The sequence below is a fragment of the Allobosea sp. GW821-FHT12C12 genome (assembly GCF_058807355.1).
In genome coordinates this window covers 231,896-246,158 of the sequence record NZ_JBXAQP010000001.1, presented here as the reverse complement: position 1 = coordinate 246,158, position 14,263 = coordinate 231,896, and the positions used below count along the sequence as shown (strand labels likewise).

The 14,263-nt window shown below is 68.2% G+C and carries 15 protein-coding genes; all 15 read left to right on the top strand.

Annotation, left to right across the window (positions count from 1 at the left end; translation table 11 throughout):
- Positions 1-53: 53 nt before the first annotated feature.
- The 15 genes from AC1RRW_RS01320 to glmM all read left to right on the top strand — a co-directional run bounded on the left by AC1RRW_RS01320 (position 54) and on the right by glmM (position 13,992).
- Positions 54-236 (top strand): ribbon-helix-helix domain-containing protein, encoded by a 183-nt coding sequence (locus tag AC1RRW_RS01320; protein WP_492898419.1) that lies wholly within the window; start codon positions 54-56, stop codon positions 234-236.
- A gap of 72 nt (positions 237-308) precedes the next feature.
- On the top strand, positions 309-896 hold the full coding sequence (locus tag AC1RRW_RS01315; protein WP_492898417.1) for a hypothetical protein: 588 nt from the start codon (positions 309-311) through the stop codon (positions 894-896).
- Between the two features lie 5 nt (positions 897-901).
- On the top strand, positions 902-1,318 hold the full coding sequence (gene ybgC, locus AC1RRW_RS01310; RefSeq protein WP_492898415.1) for a tol-pal system-associated acyl-CoA thioesterase: 417 nt from the start codon (positions 902-904) through the stop codon (positions 1,316-1,318).
- Between the two features lie 54 nt (positions 1,319-1,372).
- Positions 1,373-2,020: a TetR/AcrR family transcriptional regulator gene (locus tag AC1RRW_RS01305; protein WP_492898413.1), complete on the top strand. Its 648-nt coding sequence runs from the start codon at positions 1,373-1,375 to the stop codon at positions 2,018-2,020.
- A 275-nt stretch (positions 2,021-2,295) separates the two neighbouring features.
- The gene (locus tag AC1RRW_RS01300) at positions 2,296-2,742 is read left to right on the top strand and encodes a DUF2852 domain-containing protein (RefSeq protein WP_492899026.1); all 447 of its coding nucleotides are present in this window, start codon (positions 2,296-2,298) and stop codon (positions 2,740-2,742) included.
- A 342-nt stretch (positions 2,743-3,084) separates the two neighbouring features.
- On the top strand, positions 3,085-3,795 hold the full coding sequence (tolQ, locus tag AC1RRW_RS01295) for a protein TolQ (RefSeq protein WP_492898411.1): 711 nt from the start codon (positions 3,085-3,087) through the stop codon (positions 3,793-3,795).
- A 12-nt stretch (positions 3,796-3,807) separates the two neighbouring features.
- A complete protein-coding gene (tolR, locus tag AC1RRW_RS01290) occupies positions 3,808-4,248 on the top strand; it encodes a protein TolR (RefSeq protein ID WP_492898409.1) in 441 nt (146 codons plus the stop codon).
- A gap of 28 nt (positions 4,249-4,276) precedes the next feature.
- Positions 4,277-5,482 (top strand): cell envelope integrity protein TolA, encoded by a 1,206-nt coding sequence (gene tolA / locus AC1RRW_RS01285; RefSeq protein ID WP_492898407.1) that lies wholly within the window; start codon positions 4,277-4,279, stop codon positions 5,480-5,482.
- Between the two features lie 5 nt (positions 5,483-5,487).
- Positions 5,488-6,837, top strand: a complete 1,350-nt coding sequence (gene tolB / locus AC1RRW_RS01280; RefSeq protein ID WP_492899025.1) for a Tol-Pal system beta propeller repeat protein TolB — start codon at positions 5,488-5,490, stop codon at positions 6,835-6,837.
- A gap of 119 nt (positions 6,838-6,956) precedes the next feature.
- On the top strand, positions 6,957-7,595 hold the full coding sequence (locus AC1RRW_RS01275; RefSeq protein WP_492898405.1) for a DUF2939 domain-containing protein: 639 nt from the start codon (positions 6,957-6,959) through the stop codon (positions 7,593-7,595).
- 221 nt (positions 7,596-7,816) lie between these two features.
- Entirely contained in the window at positions 7,817-8,320 is a 504-nt protein-coding gene (pal, locus tag AC1RRW_RS01270; protein ID WP_492898403.1) for a peptidoglycan-associated lipoprotein Pal, read from the top strand.
- Positions 8,321-8,411: 91 nt separating this feature from the next.
- Positions 8,412-9,362: a tol-pal system protein YbgF gene (gene ybgF / locus AC1RRW_RS01265; RefSeq protein ID WP_492898401.1), complete on the top strand. Its 951-nt coding sequence runs from the start codon at positions 8,412-8,414 to the stop codon at positions 9,360-9,362.
- The gene (gene tilS, locus AC1RRW_RS01260) at positions 9,359-10,408 is read left to right on the top strand and encodes a tRNA lysidine(34) synthetase TilS (RefSeq protein ID WP_492898399.1); all 1,050 of its coding nucleotides are present in this window, start codon (positions 9,359-9,361) and stop codon (positions 10,406-10,408) included. Before ybgF ends, tilS begins: the two co-directional genes overlap by 4 nt.
- A gap of 111 nt (positions 10,409-10,519) precedes the next feature.
- Positions 10,520-12,445 carry an ATP-dependent zinc metalloprotease FtsH gene (gene ftsH, locus AC1RRW_RS01255; RefSeq protein ID WP_492898397.1) on the top strand — a complete coding sequence of 642 codons (1,926 nt, stop codon included), beginning with the start codon at positions 10,520-10,522 and terminating at the stop codon, positions 12,443-12,445.
- Between the two features lie 203 nt (positions 12,446-12,648).
- Positions 12,649-13,992 (top strand): phosphoglucosamine mutase, encoded by a 1,344-nt coding sequence (gene glmM / locus AC1RRW_RS01250; RefSeq protein WP_492899024.1) that lies wholly within the window; start codon positions 12,649-12,651, stop codon positions 13,990-13,992.
- Positions 13,993-14,263: the final 271 nt, after the last annotated feature.

The window sequence follows — 14,263 nt, the reverse complement described above, 5'->3', positions numbered from 1 at the left end:
CCTTGGCGCTCCGGTTGCCAGCGCGGTATCGTCATTCCGGGAGGATGTGACGCATGACGGTCAGACTGCCGCCGGATATCGAGGCGATTGTCGCATCGCGCGTCAGCAGCGGCGAATTTTCGAGCCCGGAGGAGGTGGTCCGGGTTGCGACGGAGCCGTGGCTGGAGCGGGAACGTAGCCGCGAAGCTGCTCTGACGGCGATCCGCGCCAAAATCGCCGAAGGGATGCCGACGTGAACGACTTTTCGCCGTCCGCCGTCCGCGAGCATCTCGACAGGGTTTCCGCCTCCCTGCCGAGGACAGATCCGGATGCCGCTTGATCTCGTCTATTCCGGCAAGGCGCGCGGCGATTTGGAAACAGAACCAAGCCGTCGTGGCGATGAGCACAGCCTGAATTCGATTCTTCGCGAGAAGATTGCCGAGCATCTATTCATCGGTGAACTGCTGCGCTGCTTATGGCGGCGCGGAGTTTATGACGCAGAAATCCTTCGGTCTGAGTTCGACGCCGGGGGCTACGACCTCGTGTTGAGTTGCCGCGATATCGTTCGTCACATTCAGTTCAAGACTGCAAGCGTCGGAGCGAAGACATCCAAGGTCAATATCAGCTTGCGACTCGCCGACAAACCGAGCGGATGCGTGGTCTGGATGCTTCTCGACGACGATCTGACGATCAAGTCCTACCGTTGGTTCGGGGGATTGCTGCCTAGTGACCCATTGCCCGACATCAACGATCTAAAGATTGCGAAGCATCCGAAGGGCGATTCGACTGGCAAGAAAACCAATCGTCCCAATCTGCGAGTCGTCGAGAGGAGGCGGTTTACTGATGTCGAGACATTGGAAGCCCTTCTCGGCAAGCTGCTTGGCGATGCGATCTTTCGGAACGAAGTCAATTCCTGATGCGGATGCTCCATTCACAGCCCACACCCCACCTCCTCCCCGTCCGCGTCTACTACGAGGACACCGATTTCTCCGGCGTCGTCTATCACGCCTCCTATCTGCGCTTCATGGAGCGCGGCCGGACCGAGCTGATCCGCTCGCTCGGCGTCGAGCAGCGCGAACTGCTCGACGGCGGCATGGCGCTGGGCTTCGCGGTCCGCAGGATGACGATCGATTTCATCCGCCCGGCCGTGATGGACGACCTCCTCACCGTCGAGACGCGCTCGGTCGCGGCGCGCGGTGCGACCATGGATGTCGAGCAGCGCATCCTGCGCGGCGACGAGGTGCTGGTCACCGCGCGGGTGCTCGTCGCCTGCCTCGGCGGCGGTCGCGCGCGGCGCATTCCCGACGGTCTGCGCCGGCGCATGAATCTGCCGGATTGAACGCGCCCGATCGGGTGGTCGACGCCGTCCCGCCGCCATGTTAGCGCTCGTTACATGAGCTGGAAGCGCCACAACCCCGATCCGCCGCGCGGCTACCATCACGGCAACCTCAAGGAGGAGCTGGTGCGCGCCGCGCTCGGGCTGATCGGCGAAAAGGGCCCCAACGGCTTCACCTTCGCCGAAGCCGCCCGTTTGGCCGGCGTCAGCCCTGCCGCGCCCTACCGGCACTATCGCGACAAGGACGCGCTGATCGCCGATGTCGCGACGCGCGGCTTCCAGGAATTCGAGACCGCGCTCGCCCGCGCCTGGGACCAGGGCCGGCCGGATCCCGAGACGGCGTTCCATCGGCTCGGCCGGGCCTATCTCGCCTTCGCCCATGACGAGCCGGCCTACTATTCGGTGATGTTCGAGGCCGGCGTGCCGCTCGACGCCAGCCCGGAACTGCGCGCCGCCGCCGATCGCGCCTTCCACGGCCTGCGCGCGGCTTCGGAGGCGCTGATCGCGCTGCTGCCGGCGAGCAAGCGCCCGCCCGCGCTGATGATGGCGCTGCATGTCTGGGCGATGTCGCACGGCGTGGCGGCCCTGTTCGGCCGCGCCGATGGCGGCAGGCGCCCGCTGCCGATGTCGGCTGCCGAGTTGCTGGAGGCCGGGATGCTGGTCTATCTGCAGGGTCTGGGGCTGGGACGCGACGGGCGCGGCTGACTTCCTCGGCCATTCCGCGGCTTCGCGTGGCGAAGAGGCCGGAACCCGCGACCGGGCGAACCCTCATGTCGCCATCGGACGCTCTCACCCGGTCGTGGAGTCCGGGTTCGCGCCTGCGGCCCGCTCCGGAGTGACGGACGGAGAGATGCCGCACGGACCGGATTGCGAGCCCGAAGGCGCGTGGGATTTCACATGCCGATACGACCTTGACAAGCCGGATCGCGGTCTCCATCTATGTAAATGTGATTTACATTCACGTGGTCACGGAGAGAAAAATGCCGATCGTCGCGAAACTGGACGAATTTGGGAGAGGGGCCTGGATCGCCTTCGCGGTCCTCGGTTTCATCGTGTGGTGGCCTCTGGGTCTGGCGACCCTGGCCTTTGTCATCTGGAGCGGACGCATGGGATGCGGATATGCCGGCGCCGGGCGCCATGAATACAGGATGAGCCGCCTGCAGGAGAAGATGGACCGCCTGCGCCAGCGCATGGGCGGCGGCGAGAGCGGGGGGCGCGGTTTCGGCGGCGGCTGGCATCGCGGCCCGTCGAGCGGCAACCGCGCCTTCGACGAGTACCGTGCCGAGACGTTGCGCCGTCTGGAGGACGAGCAGCGCGAGTTCCAGGATTTCCTGGGCCGCCTGCGCATGGCCCGCGACAAGGCCGAGTTCGACCAGTTCATGGCCGACCGCAGGGCCGGCGACGCCGCGCCGCCGGCCGCCGCCTGAACGACCGCGCCGATCCGTTCGGCCGATAGCGACGCCCGCTCCGGGAAACCGGGGCGGGCATTTCGCATGCCGCGCATTCGCAGCCGTCCTGTCGCGGATGCGCCATGTATACCCGGCATTAACCTTGCTGGAGGCTTAACTCGAAAGGACGCATGCGTTTCGCAGGAAACCCCCGCTTGCGCCCATCTTTCGCCGGATTCCCGAGCGATTGAGGGCCTGTCAGTTTCCCGTAAGCGCAGATCGGGCGGCGGCGCGGGGTCATCCCGCGACGCGTGCGGCGGGACTTGGCCGGAGGCTGCGGCTCTCGGTCTGACCTCGCCGCGATGCAAGAAGGAAGACCAGATGAATCCGGCCGATGTCGCGCAGGCGGCTCCGCAGATCGACATGTCGTTCTGGGCGTTGTTCTGGAACGCCCATATCGTCGTCAAGCTGGTGATGACCGGGCTGCTCGGGGCCTCGATCTGGTGCTGGTCGATCATCGTCGACAAGACCCTGCTCTATCGCCGCACGCGCAAGGACATGGACGCCTTCGAGGAGGTGTTCTGGTCCGGCCGCTCGCTGGAGGAGCTCTACCGCGACCTCTCGGGGAAGCCGATCAACGACATGGCCGCCGTCTTCGTCGCCGCGATGCGCGAATGGAAGCGCTCCTTCGAGAACGGCGGACGCTCGGTCGCTAGCCTGTCGCAGCGCATCGACAAGGTGCTCGACGTCACCATCCAGCGCGAGACCGAGCGGCTGGAGGGCAAGCTCCTGGTGCTCTCCACCATCGCCTCGGCGGCGCCCTTCATCGGCCTGTTCGGCACGGTCTGGGGCATCATGAACTCCTTCACCGCCATCGCGGTCTCGAAGAACTCCTCGCTCGCGGTCGTCGCGCCCGGCATCGCCGAGGCGCTCTTCGCCACCGCGATCGGCCTGTTCGCCGCGATCCCCGCGCTGATGGCCTACAACAAGCTGCAATCCGAGGTCGCCAAGGCCTCGAGCCGGCTGGAAGCCTTCGCCGACGAGTTCTCCGCGATCCTGTCGCGGCAGATCGACGAGCGGCTGGCGGCTTGAGGGGACGGCGCGATGGGCATGTCCACAGCAGCCAAGGCCGGGGGACGGCGCGGCCGGCGCGGCCGCCGCCATGGCGCGATCGCCGAGATCAACATGACGCCCTTCATCGACGTGATGCTGGTGCTGCTGATCATCTTCATGGTCGCCGCCCCGCTGATCGCGACCGGCGTGCCGATCGACCTGCCGCAGACCGGCGCCAAGCCGATCAACGTCGACCAGAAGCCGATCACCATCGCCATCGACGGCAAGGGCCAGATCTTCCTGCAGGACCAGGCGACGCTGGAGCCCGACCTCGTCGGCAAGCTCCAGACGCTGACCGGGCAGGGCTACGAGCAGCGCATCTATGTGCGCGGCGACCGCATGGTCGACTACGGCCGCGTCGCCTCGGTGATGTCGACGATCACTTCCGCCGGCTTCAAAAAGGTCGCGCTGGTCACCGAGCCGGCGCGTTGAGTTCGTTGCGAGCGGGGATATTCAGGGCGTGAAGCTCAAGACCTCCGAACCGGGCATGGTGGTGTCCGCGCTGGGCCACGCGACGTTTCTCGTCGCGGGGCTTCTGGCGTTTTCATCACCCATGCCCTTGCCGGAGAACGAGGAGGCGATCGCCGTCGAGGTGGTCGATCCGAGCGCGCTGAACCAGGTCACGCGCGGCGAGCGCAAGGCCGAGAAGGTCGAGGCGCAGCCGATCCAGCGCGCCGAGCGCCGGGCCGAGATCGTCGAGCGCAAGGAGGCTGGCGAGGCGAAGGTCGACACGCCGGCCCCGCCGAGCCGCCCGGTCGAGCTCAAGACCGCCGACGACAACGCATCCGCCCCGCCGCCGCCCTCGCGCGCCGCGCTGCTGCCGAAGACCGAGCCGCAGGTGAAGCCGCCGGAGCCCGTGAAGCAGCCGCCGCAGAAGAGCGAGGCGCAGGCCCAGGCCGAGGCGCAGCAGCGCCGCGACGAATTGGCCAAGCTCGCCGAGGAGGCCGAGCTCGCCTCCAAGGCGCGCAAGGCCGAGGAGGACGCCAAGGCCGCGGCCAAGGCGAAGACGGAAGCGGAGGCGCAGGCGCGCGCCGAGGCCCAGGCCAAGGCCAGGGCCGAAGCGCAGGCCAAGGCGGAGGCCGCCGAGGCCGCGAAGGAAAAGGCCGAGGCCGCCGCCAAGGCGAAGCAGGAGGCCGAGCAGAAGGCCAAGATCGCGGCTGCCGCCAAGGCCAGGCAGGAGGCCGAGGCGAAAGCGAAGCGCGAGGCCGAGATCGCCAAGAACTTCAACCCGACCGACATCGCCCGGCTGCTGCAGTCGAAGGAGCAGGCGCAGTCGAGCGGCTCGGCCGCGCCGCAGATCAACCGCACCGCCTCGCTCGGCACCGAGCGCGGCGCCGCGCAGAAGCTCAGCCCCTCGCTTCGGGCGCAGCTCGTCGGCATCATCCAGGAGCAGCTGCTGAAGTGCTGGAACGTGCCGATCGCGCTCGCCAACACGAAGGCGCAGGTGGTTCCGCAGGTGCGCATGAAGCTCGCCACCGACGGCTCGCTCGTCGGCCAGCCCGGCGTCGTCAACTCCTCGCCGGATCCGCTGTTCAGGGTGGCCGCCGATTCGGCTCTCACCGCGACACGCCGCTGCGCGCCCCTGCGCATCCCGGCGCAGTTCGCCGCCTATTACGACGACTGGCGCGATGTCGTCGTCAATTTCGACGCAAGGGACGTGCTGTGACCCTCATCTCCAAGAAGCGCCCCTCGCCGGGGCCGACCCGCCGCCGGGCGCTCGCGCTCGCCGGGGCCTCGCTGCTGATCCCCGCCGCCAGCGTTTTCAAGCCCGCGGCGGCTCGAGCCGAGCTCGTCATCGACCTGCGCGGCGGCGCGTTCCAGCCATTGCCGATCGCGATCGCGGATTTCGCGGGCGAAGGCGGCGTGCTGATCTCCGGCGTCATCACCAACAACCTGCGGCGCTGCGGATATTTCACGCCGATCGAGAAGGGCCGCCATCCCGACAAGAACCCGCCTTTCGATTCCGCGCCGCAGTTCGAGGCCTGGAAGGCCGCGGGCGTGCAGGCGCTGGTGACGGGCCGGGTCTCGCGCGATGCGTCCGGCCGGATCAAGGCCGAGTTCCGGCTCTGGGACGTCACCACCGGCACGCAGACCGACGGGCAGCAATATTTCACCGATCCGAGCAACAACCGCCGCGTCGGCCACATCATCTCGGACGCGATCTTCAGCAAGATCACCGGCGTCGGCGGCTTCTTCGACACGCGCGTCGTCTTCGTCGACGAATCGGGCTCGAAGGAGAACCGCCGCAAGCGCCTCGCCATCATGGATCAGGACGGCGCCAATGTGCGCTATCTGACCGACGGGTCGGTCTCCGTGGTGACGCCGCGCTATTCGCCGGTCTCGCAGGACGTGACCTACATGTCGCAGCGGCTCGGCGAACAGCCGCGCGTGCATGTGCTCAACATCGAGACCGGCCAGCGACAGATCGTCGGCAATTTCCCGGACATGACCTCGAGCCCGCGCTTCTCGCCGAACGGCGCCAAGATCGCGCTCAGCCTGCAGCAGGGCGGCAACGCCAATCTCTACGCCATGGACATCGGCTCACGTTCGACGACGCGGCTGACCTCGACGGGCGCGATCGACACCTCGCCGTCCTATTCGCCGGACGGCGCGCAGATCGTCTTCGAGAGCGATCGCGGCGGCTCGCAGCAGCTCTATGTGATGCCTTCGAGCGGGGGCGAGGGCAAGCGGCTCTCCTTCGCGCAAGGCTCCTACTCGCAGCCGTCCTGGTCGCCTCGCGGCGACCTGATCGCCTTCACCAAGCGCACCGGCGGCGGCTTCGCCATCGGCGTGATGCGTCCAGACGGCTCGGGCGAGCGCCTGCTCACCGAGGGCTTCCACAACGAGGCTCCGAACTGGGCTCCGAACGGGCAGTACATCATGTTCTTCCGCGATCCGGGCGGGCAGTCCGGCGGCAAGCTCTACATGGTCGACATCACCGGCCGGGTCGAGACGCCGGTGCCGACGCCGGCCTTCGCTTCCGACCCGACCTGGTCGCCGCTGCTGACCGCCGCGCGCTGAGTCGCCGGCAGGCCGCTCTTCAGACGAGGACGCCGGCGCGGAACTTTTGCTCCGCCCCGCCGTCTTCTCGTCACAGGCCTATCGTCACTGAAGGCCCGCGCGATGCGAACAGGACCGTGATGACCCACCACCTGACCGACGATGCTTACGAGAGCGTCGCGCGGACACGCAGGCGCTACGGGCTGATCGCCGGGATCGTGGCCGGTGTCCTGCTGGTCGGTTACTGGCTCTCGCCCTATGTCGCGGCGACGCGCTTCGCGCTCGCCGTCCAGTCGGGCGACAGCGCGGGCGCGATCGCGCGCATGGATGTCGCCGGCCTGCGCAACAGCTTCGCCCGCCAGATCGTGCAGGCCTATCTCGCGCGCAACCCGCAATTGCGCAATCTCGATCCGCTGAAACGGCAGGTGATCAGCGGCGTCGCCACCGGCTATGTCGCCGCGATCGTGGCCGACTATCTGACGCCCGAGGCGCTGACGGAACTGCTGGCCCAAGGGCGGACCCGCTCGGCCGCCGGCGCTCTGGTCGGCGAGAGCGCCGCCTTGCCGCCGCTCGACGGCATCGGTCGCGCCTTCCAGCTGTTCATGGCGTCGGGCTTCACCGGCCTCGACAGTTTCGCGGTCGAGCCCGAGATGACCGGCTACCGGCTGAATTTCGGCCTGCGGCGGGGGCGCTGGCTGCTGCGCTCGGTCGTGCTGCCGGAGGCGATGATCAACCGGCTCGCGGACGAGTTGGGGACGCGCTCCGCCAAGCAGCCATGATCGTCGCGCGGCCGAGGCGATGCACGCCGGCAACACCGGCCGGATTGCCGGATTTCGCCGCAATTGGTTAACCATACGCCGCAATGCCGCCATTTCGCCTTGCTTTGGCAAGTTGTCGTTTAGGTTGACGCTTCATTGCTGATGGCCTGTCGCCAACTTTTCTCAAGACCCTGCCTTTGTTGAGCCAAGCCTCGCAGATCTGATCGCCCTGGAGTCAAACCATGCTCGCCACTCTCTTCGCCGGCGGCCGCGCCGTCCGCTTCGCCGCCGCCATCGCCGCTTCGCTCGCGCTCGGCGCCTGCGCCAACAACAACCAGAACGCGGACGGCTTCGGCGCCGGCGGCGCGGCCACGCCGGGCAGCGCCCAGGACTTCGTCGTCAATGTCGGCGACCGCGTCTTCTTCGAGACCGACTCGACCGACCTGACCTCGACCGCGACGAACACCCTCGACAAGCAGTCGGACTGGCTGCAGCGCTATCCGCGCTACACCTTCACCGTCGAGGGCCATGCCGACGAGCGCGGCACCCGCGAATACAACTTCTCGCTTTCGGCCCGCCGGGCCCAGACCGTGCGCGACTATCTCGCCTCGCGCGGCATCCAGGGCAACCGCATGCGTGTCGTCTCCTACGGCAAGGAGCGCCCGGTCGCGGTCTGCAACGACATCTCGTGCTGGTCGCAGAACCGTCGCGGCGTGACGCTGCTCGACGGCGCCGGCGGCGTTTGATCGCATCCTCCAGCGCAAGGCCGGCGCTTCCGCAGAGGAAAGCGCCGGCCTTTTCATATTTTGGCCGTGGTGAGAGCGTGTGATACTGCGCATGCGAAACGCAAACTGGTCGATCAAGATGGTCCCGAATTTCGCCGCGCGCGTCGCCCGCTTCGTCACGGCTCTCGTCATGGGAGGGCTGCTCCTTGCGGCAGCGCCGACGGCCGCGATCGCGCAGGACGCCGCCGATCTGCTCGTCCGCACGACCCGGCTCGAGAACCAGCTGCGCCAGCTCTCGGGCCAGATCGAGCAGCTCCAGTTCGAGAACCGGCGGCTGACCGACCAGCTGAGCAAGTTCCAGCAGGACGTCGATTTCCGCCTGAACGAACGCGGCGGCGGGGCGCGCTCCAGCCAGCCGGCTCCGCCGCCGGCGGGACGCCAGCCCGTTCCGCAGCGGCGCGGCGACGCCTTCGACCCGACCCAGCAGCAGGGTGCGGCCGGCGCGCCGCGTCCGCTCGGCGGCGGCACGATCGGCGGCGTGATAGAGGAGGATTTCGCGGAGAATCAGGGCCAGGGCCCGCTCGATCTCCAGGGCGTCGGCCGAAACGTGCCGCAGGGCGCGCTGCCCTCGGCCGGCCCGCGCAACGGGCCGAGCGTTGCCGCGGCGTCCGGTCCGGCGACCGCGAAGGACGCCTACGACGTCGCCTACGCCTCGATCCTGCGCAAGGAATACGAGCAGGCCGAGATGGGCTTCCGCCAGTTCCTGCAGAGTTATCCGCGCGACCGGCTCGCCATCGACGCGACCTACTGGCTCGGCGAGACCTATTTCCAGCGCCAGCGCTACCGCGAGGCGGCCGAGCAGTTCCTCAAGGTCTCGCGCGACTCGCCGCGCGCCGCCAAGGCGCCCGACAGCCTGCTCAGGCTGGGCATGGCGCTGAACGGGCTCGGCGCGCGCGACCAGGCCTGCGCCACCTACGCCAAGGTCGGCGTCGATTATCCGAGCGCCTCCAACGCCGTCCGACAGGGCGTCGAGCGCGAGCGCCGCCGCTCCGGCTGCGCTTGAACGGGCGAAAGCGCCCGGCGGATGCGCAAGCGCCGATCCCGGCCGGCGAGGCCGCGGCGCTGTTCGCCGGCCTGGGCCGGTTCCCGCGCCTGCTGATCGCCGTCTCCGGCGGTCCCGATTCGGTCGCGCTGCTCGGCCTGCTGAGCGAATGGGCGGGCGAGGCCGGCCGGCCCGCGCTCGCGGCCGCCACCGTCGATCACGGCCTGCGGGCGGGTTCGGACGCCGAGGCCGAGAGCGTCGCCGCCTTGTGCCGGCGGCTCGGCGTCCCGCACGAGGTGCTGGTCTGGGCGGGAGCGAAGCCGGGCACGGGATTGCAGGACAAGGCGCGAACCGCGCGCTACCGGCTGCTGGTGGAGGCCGCGCGGCGTTTCGGCGACGCCGCCATCGTCACCGCCCACAGCGCCGACGACCAGGCCGAAACCATGCTGATGCGGCTGGCGCACGGTTCCGGTCCGGCCGGGCTGATCGGCATGAGGCCTGAGAGCCGGCGCGACGGGCTCGTCCTGCTGCGGCCGCTGCTCGGCGTCGCCAAGGCGCGGCTCGTCGCGACCGCCGAGGCGCGCGGCCTGGCGTTTGTCACCGACCCGGGCAATGCCGAGCCGCGCTTCGAGCGCGTGCGCTGGCGCGCGCTGACGCCGGCCTTGGCGGCAGAGGGCCTCGACGCCGCGCGCTTCGCCACGCTGTCGCGGCGGCTTGCGCGGATGGAGGCGGCGCTCGACGAGCGGGCGAGCCGGCTGCGGCACGGCCTCGCCTTTCCGGCGACGGCCGCGGCGGCCTTTCGCCTCGCCTTCGCGCGGCTCACCGACGAGCCGGAGGAGCTGGCATTGCGGGTGCTCGCGGCAGCCGTCGCGGAGGTCGCGGCGCCCGGTCCGGCGCGGCTGGAACGGCTGGAGAGCTGCGCCGAGGCATTGCTGTCGGCCATGCGCGAGGGCCGCGCCATCACCCGGACATTATCGGGGTGCGTGCTGGTTCTCTCGCGTTCCGGCGTGCTGACGATTCGCCGGGAGAGGACGCGGCGACGCGGCGTTCACACTCCTGTGGCCTAAAGCGTGACGATGCGGCCTGTTTCCCTTGGCAAGGAGGCCCGCCGCACCTAGATTGCTTTCTACAAACCCTTGGCCGCTCCGGCATTTCCGGCTGGCCCGATCGGACTGGTGATGAATCCGAATTTCCGTAATTTCGCCCTCTGGGTGGTGATCTTCCTGCTGGTGCTGGCGCTCGTCACGCTGTTCCAGTCTCCGAGCCAACGCGCAAGCACGAACGACATCCCCTACAGCCAGCTCATCAACGAGGGCGAGGCCGGGCGCATCGCCAGCATCGTGGTGGGCGGACAGGAGATCACCGGCACCTTCTCGGACGGGCGCAGCTTCGTCACCAACGCACCCTACGCCGATGCGGCCTGGCTGAGGTCGATGGCGCAGAAGGGCGTGCAGGTCGCGGCCCGTCCTCCCTCCGAGGGCACGCCGTGGTTCATGGCGCTGCTGGTCAATTCACTGCCCTTCGTCATCTTCATCGGCTTGTGGATCTTCATGTCCCGCCAGATGCAGAACGGGGCGGGCAGGGCGATGGGCTTCGGCAAATCGAAGGCCAAGCTCCTGACCGAGGCGCATGGTCGCGTCACCTTCGAGGACGTCGCCGGCATCGACGAGGCCAAGGAAGACCTGCAGGAGATCGTCGAATTCCTGCGCGATCCGCAGAAGTTCCAGCGGCTCGGCGGGCGCATCCCGCGCGGGGTGCTGCTGGTCGGACCTCCCGGCACCGGCAAGACCCTGACCGCGCGCGCCGTGGCCGGCGAGGCGAACGTGCCGTTCTTCACCATTTCCGGCTCGGACTTCGTCGAGATGTTCGTCGGCGTCGGCGCGAGCCGCGTCCGCGACATGTTCGAGCAGGCCAAGAAGAACGCGCCCTGCATCATCTTCATCGACGAGATCGACGCCGTCGGACGCCATCGCGGCGCGGGCCTCGGCGGCGGCAATGACGAGCGCGAGCAGACGCTGAACCAGCTCCTGGTCGAGATGGACGGCTTCGAGCCGAACGAGGGCGTCATCATCATCGCCGCGACCAACCGTCCCGACGTGCTCGATCCGGCGCTGCTGCGTCCGGGCCGCTTCGACCGTCAGATCGTGGTGCCGAACCCCGATGTCGCCGGGCGCGAAAAGATCCTGCGCGTCCATGTCCGCAAGGTGCCGATGGCGCCGGACGTCGACCTCAAGATCCTGGCCCGCGGCACGCCCGGCTTCTCCGGCGCCGACCTGATGAATCTCGTCAACGAGGCGGCGCTGCTCGCGGCCCGTCGCGGCAAGCGCATGGTCACCCATGGCGAGTTCGAGGATGCCAAGGACAAGGTCATGATGGGCGCCGAGCGCAAATCCATGGCTATGTCGGAGGAAGAGAAGAAGCTGACCGCCTATCACGAGGCCGGCCACGCGATCGTCGGCTTGTATGTCCCGGCCGGCATCCCGGTCCACAAGGCGACGATCATCCCGCGCGGCCGCGCGCTCGGCATGGTCAAGTTCCTGCCGGAGGGCGACCGCTACTCGATGAAGTTCAAGGAGTTCACCTCCCAGCTCGCCGTCGCCATGGGCGGGCGCGTGGCCGAGGAGATGACCTTCGGCATGGAGAACGTCACCTCGGGCGCGACCGGCGACATCCAGCAGGCGACCAAGATGGCCAAGGCCATGGTCACGCAGATGGGCTATTCCAAGGAGCTCGGCATGGTCGCCTATGGCGACAACCAGGAGGAGGTCTTCCTCGGCATGTCGATGGGCCGGACGCAGAACCTGTCCGAGGCGACCGCGCAGAAGATCGATGCCGAGGTGCGCAAGCTGGTTCACCAGGGCTATCTCGACGCGACCGCGATCCTGACCGAGCATCACGACCAGTTCGTCGCCGTCGCCGAGGCGCTGCTCGAATTCGAGACGCTGACCGGCGACGAGATCCGCGACCTGATCGCCGGCAAGCGTCCGGTGCGCGACGACGCCGATACGCCGCATACGCCGCGCGGTTCGGCCGTGCCGAGCGCCGGCCGCGGCCGCAAGCGCGGCGAGCCAGACGCGCCGCTGGAGCCGCAGCCGCAGGCCTGACGCCTTGGCCGGGAACGAACGCAGGGGCGGCCCGCCGGCCGCCCCTTTCTCGTTGCGGGGTGGGCGGAACACCATTCACCATGCCGGCGAATGCCGATCCGCCGGATAGAAACCGTCACAAAACGTGACGAGGCGAAAACCTTTTGCGGCTATAGAAGATGCCTCATTCGAGCCTCGAGGTCAGGCTCATCGGGCGCTGGACCATGACACGCAAATATTTCGGAACCGACGGCATTCGCGGCCGCGCCAACGGCATCATCACGCCGGACCTCGCTCTCAAGGTCGGCCAGGCCACCGGCATCGCCTTCCGTCGTGGCGAGCATCGCCACCGCGTCGTGATCGGCAAGGATACGCGGCTTTCCGGCTACATGATCGAATACGCCATGGTCGCCGGATTCACCTCGGTCGGCATGGACGTGATGCTGCTCGGCCCGATGCCGACGCCGGCCGTCGCGATGCTGACGCGTTCGATGCGCGCCGATCTCGGCGTGATGATCTCGGCCTCGCACAACCCCTATGAGGATAACGGCATCAAGCTGTTCGGTCCCGACGGCTACAAACTCAACGACGATGTCGAGGCTGAGATCTCGGCGCTGCTCGATTCCGACCTGTCGGCGAGGCTCTCGACCTCGCCGACGCTCGGCCGGGCCAAGCGCATCGATTCGGTCCATGCCCGCTATATCGAGTTTGCCAAGCGCACCCTGCCGCGCAACATGAGCCTGGAGGGGCTGCGCATCGTCGTCGATTGCGCCAATGGCGCAGCCTACAAGGTCGCGCCCGAGGCGCTCTGGGAGCTCGGCGCCGAGGTGATCGCGATCGGCGTCGAGCCCGACGGCTTCAACATCAACAAGGATGTCGGCTCGACCCATCCCGAGGCGTTGGCGCGGAAGGTGCGGGAACTGCGCGCCGATGTCGGCATCGCGCTCGACGGCGACGCCGACCGCGTGCTGATCGTCGACGAGCAGGGCCAGGTCGTCGACGGCGACCAACTCATGGCGGTGATCGCGCGCTCCTGGCAGGAGGACGGACGGCTCTCGCAGCCCGGCGTCGTCGCGACGGTGATGTCCAATCTCGGCCTGGAGCGCTATCTCGCGGGCCTCGGCCTCAGCCTCGCGCGCACCGCCGTCGGAGACCGCTATGTGCTGGAGCACATGCGCGCGCACGGCTTCAATCTCGGCGGCGAGCAGTCCGGCCATATCATCCTGTCCGACTACGCCACGACCGGGGACGGGCTGGTCGCGGCGCTGCAGTTGCTCGCGGTGGTGAAGCGGCAGGACAGGCCCGTCTCCGAGGTCTGTCACTGCTTCGAGCCGCTGCCGCAGATCCTGAAGAACGTGCGCTACAAGCAGGGCCAGCCGCTCAAGGAACAGCCGGTCGTCAACGCGATCGAGGCCGCCAGGCAGATGCTGGGCGAGGCCGGCCGCCTCGTCATCCGTCCCTCGGGCACCGAGCCGGTGATCCGCGTCATGGCCGAGGGCGACGACCGCGACCTGGTCGAGCGCGCCGTCGACGACGTGGTCGACGCGGTGACGAAGGCTGCGGCCTGATTTCGACGGCATCGGCCCCGTCATCGCGAGGAGCGCGGCGGCGAGGCAATCGTGGGGGATGCGCTCCACGCCCTTCGGATTGCTTCGCCTTGCTCGCAATGACGAGTCGGGCGACCCGCCGATGTTAACGCCTCGGTCAGTATAGTGGCGCCCTTCAGACTTTCTTGAGGTTAACTCCTAAGGTTAAGCCTCGTTTAAGAAATCACTGGCATCGTCCTTCTGGTCGGTAACTCGCGCGGGCTGCGTCTCTTGCGCCGCGCATATGCGAAGG

What these genes read in the sequence shown, in the direction of transcription:
- tolR (WP_492898409.1), top strand. Translation starts at nt 3,808, where the DNA reads ATGGGCATGTCCACAGCAGCCAAGGCCGGGGGACGGCGCGGCCGGCGC.
- AC1RRW_RS01320 (WP_492898419.1), top strand. Translation starts at nt 54, where the DNA reads ATGACGGTCAGACTGCCGCCGGATATCGAGGCGATTGTCGCATCGCGC.
- AC1RRW_RS01275 (WP_492898405.1), top strand. Translation starts at nt 6,957, where the DNA reads ATGACCCACCACCTGACCGACGATGCTTACGAGAGCGTCGCGCGGACA.
- ybgC (WP_492898415.1), top strand. Translation starts at nt 902, where the DNA reads ATGCTCCATTCACAGCCCACACCCCACCTCCTCCCCGTCCGCGTCTAC.
- AC1RRW_RS01305 (WP_492898413.1), top strand. Translation starts at nt 1,373, where the DNA reads ATGAGCTGGAAGCGCCACAACCCCGATCCGCCGCGCGGCTACCATCAC.
- glmM (WP_492899024.1), top strand. Translation starts at nt 12,649, where the DNA reads ATGACACGCAAATATTTCGGAACCGACGGCATTCGCGGCCGCGCCAAC.
- tolQ (WP_492898411.1), top strand. Translation starts at nt 3,085, where the DNA reads ATGAATCCGGCCGATGTCGCGCAGGCGGCTCCGCAGATCGACATGTCG.
- pal (WP_492898403.1), top strand. Translation starts at nt 7,817, where the DNA reads ATGCTCGCCACTCTCTTCGCCGGCGGCCGCGCCGTCCGCTTCGCCGCC.
- AC1RRW_RS01300 (WP_492899026.1), top strand. Translation starts at nt 2,296, where the DNA reads ATGCCGATCGTCGCGAAACTGGACGAATTTGGGAGAGGGGCCTGGATC.
- ybgF (WP_492898401.1), top strand. Translation starts at nt 8,412, where the DNA reads ATGCGAAACGCAAACTGGTCGATCAAGATGGTCCCGAATTTCGCCGCG.
- AC1RRW_RS01315 (WP_492898417.1), top strand. Translation starts at nt 309, where the DNA reads ATGCCGCTTGATCTCGTCTATTCCGGCAAGGCGCGCGGCGATTTGGAA.
- ftsH (WP_492898397.1), top strand. Translation starts at nt 10,520, where the DNA reads ATGAATCCGAATTTCCGTAATTTCGCCCTCTGGGTGGTGATCTTCCTG.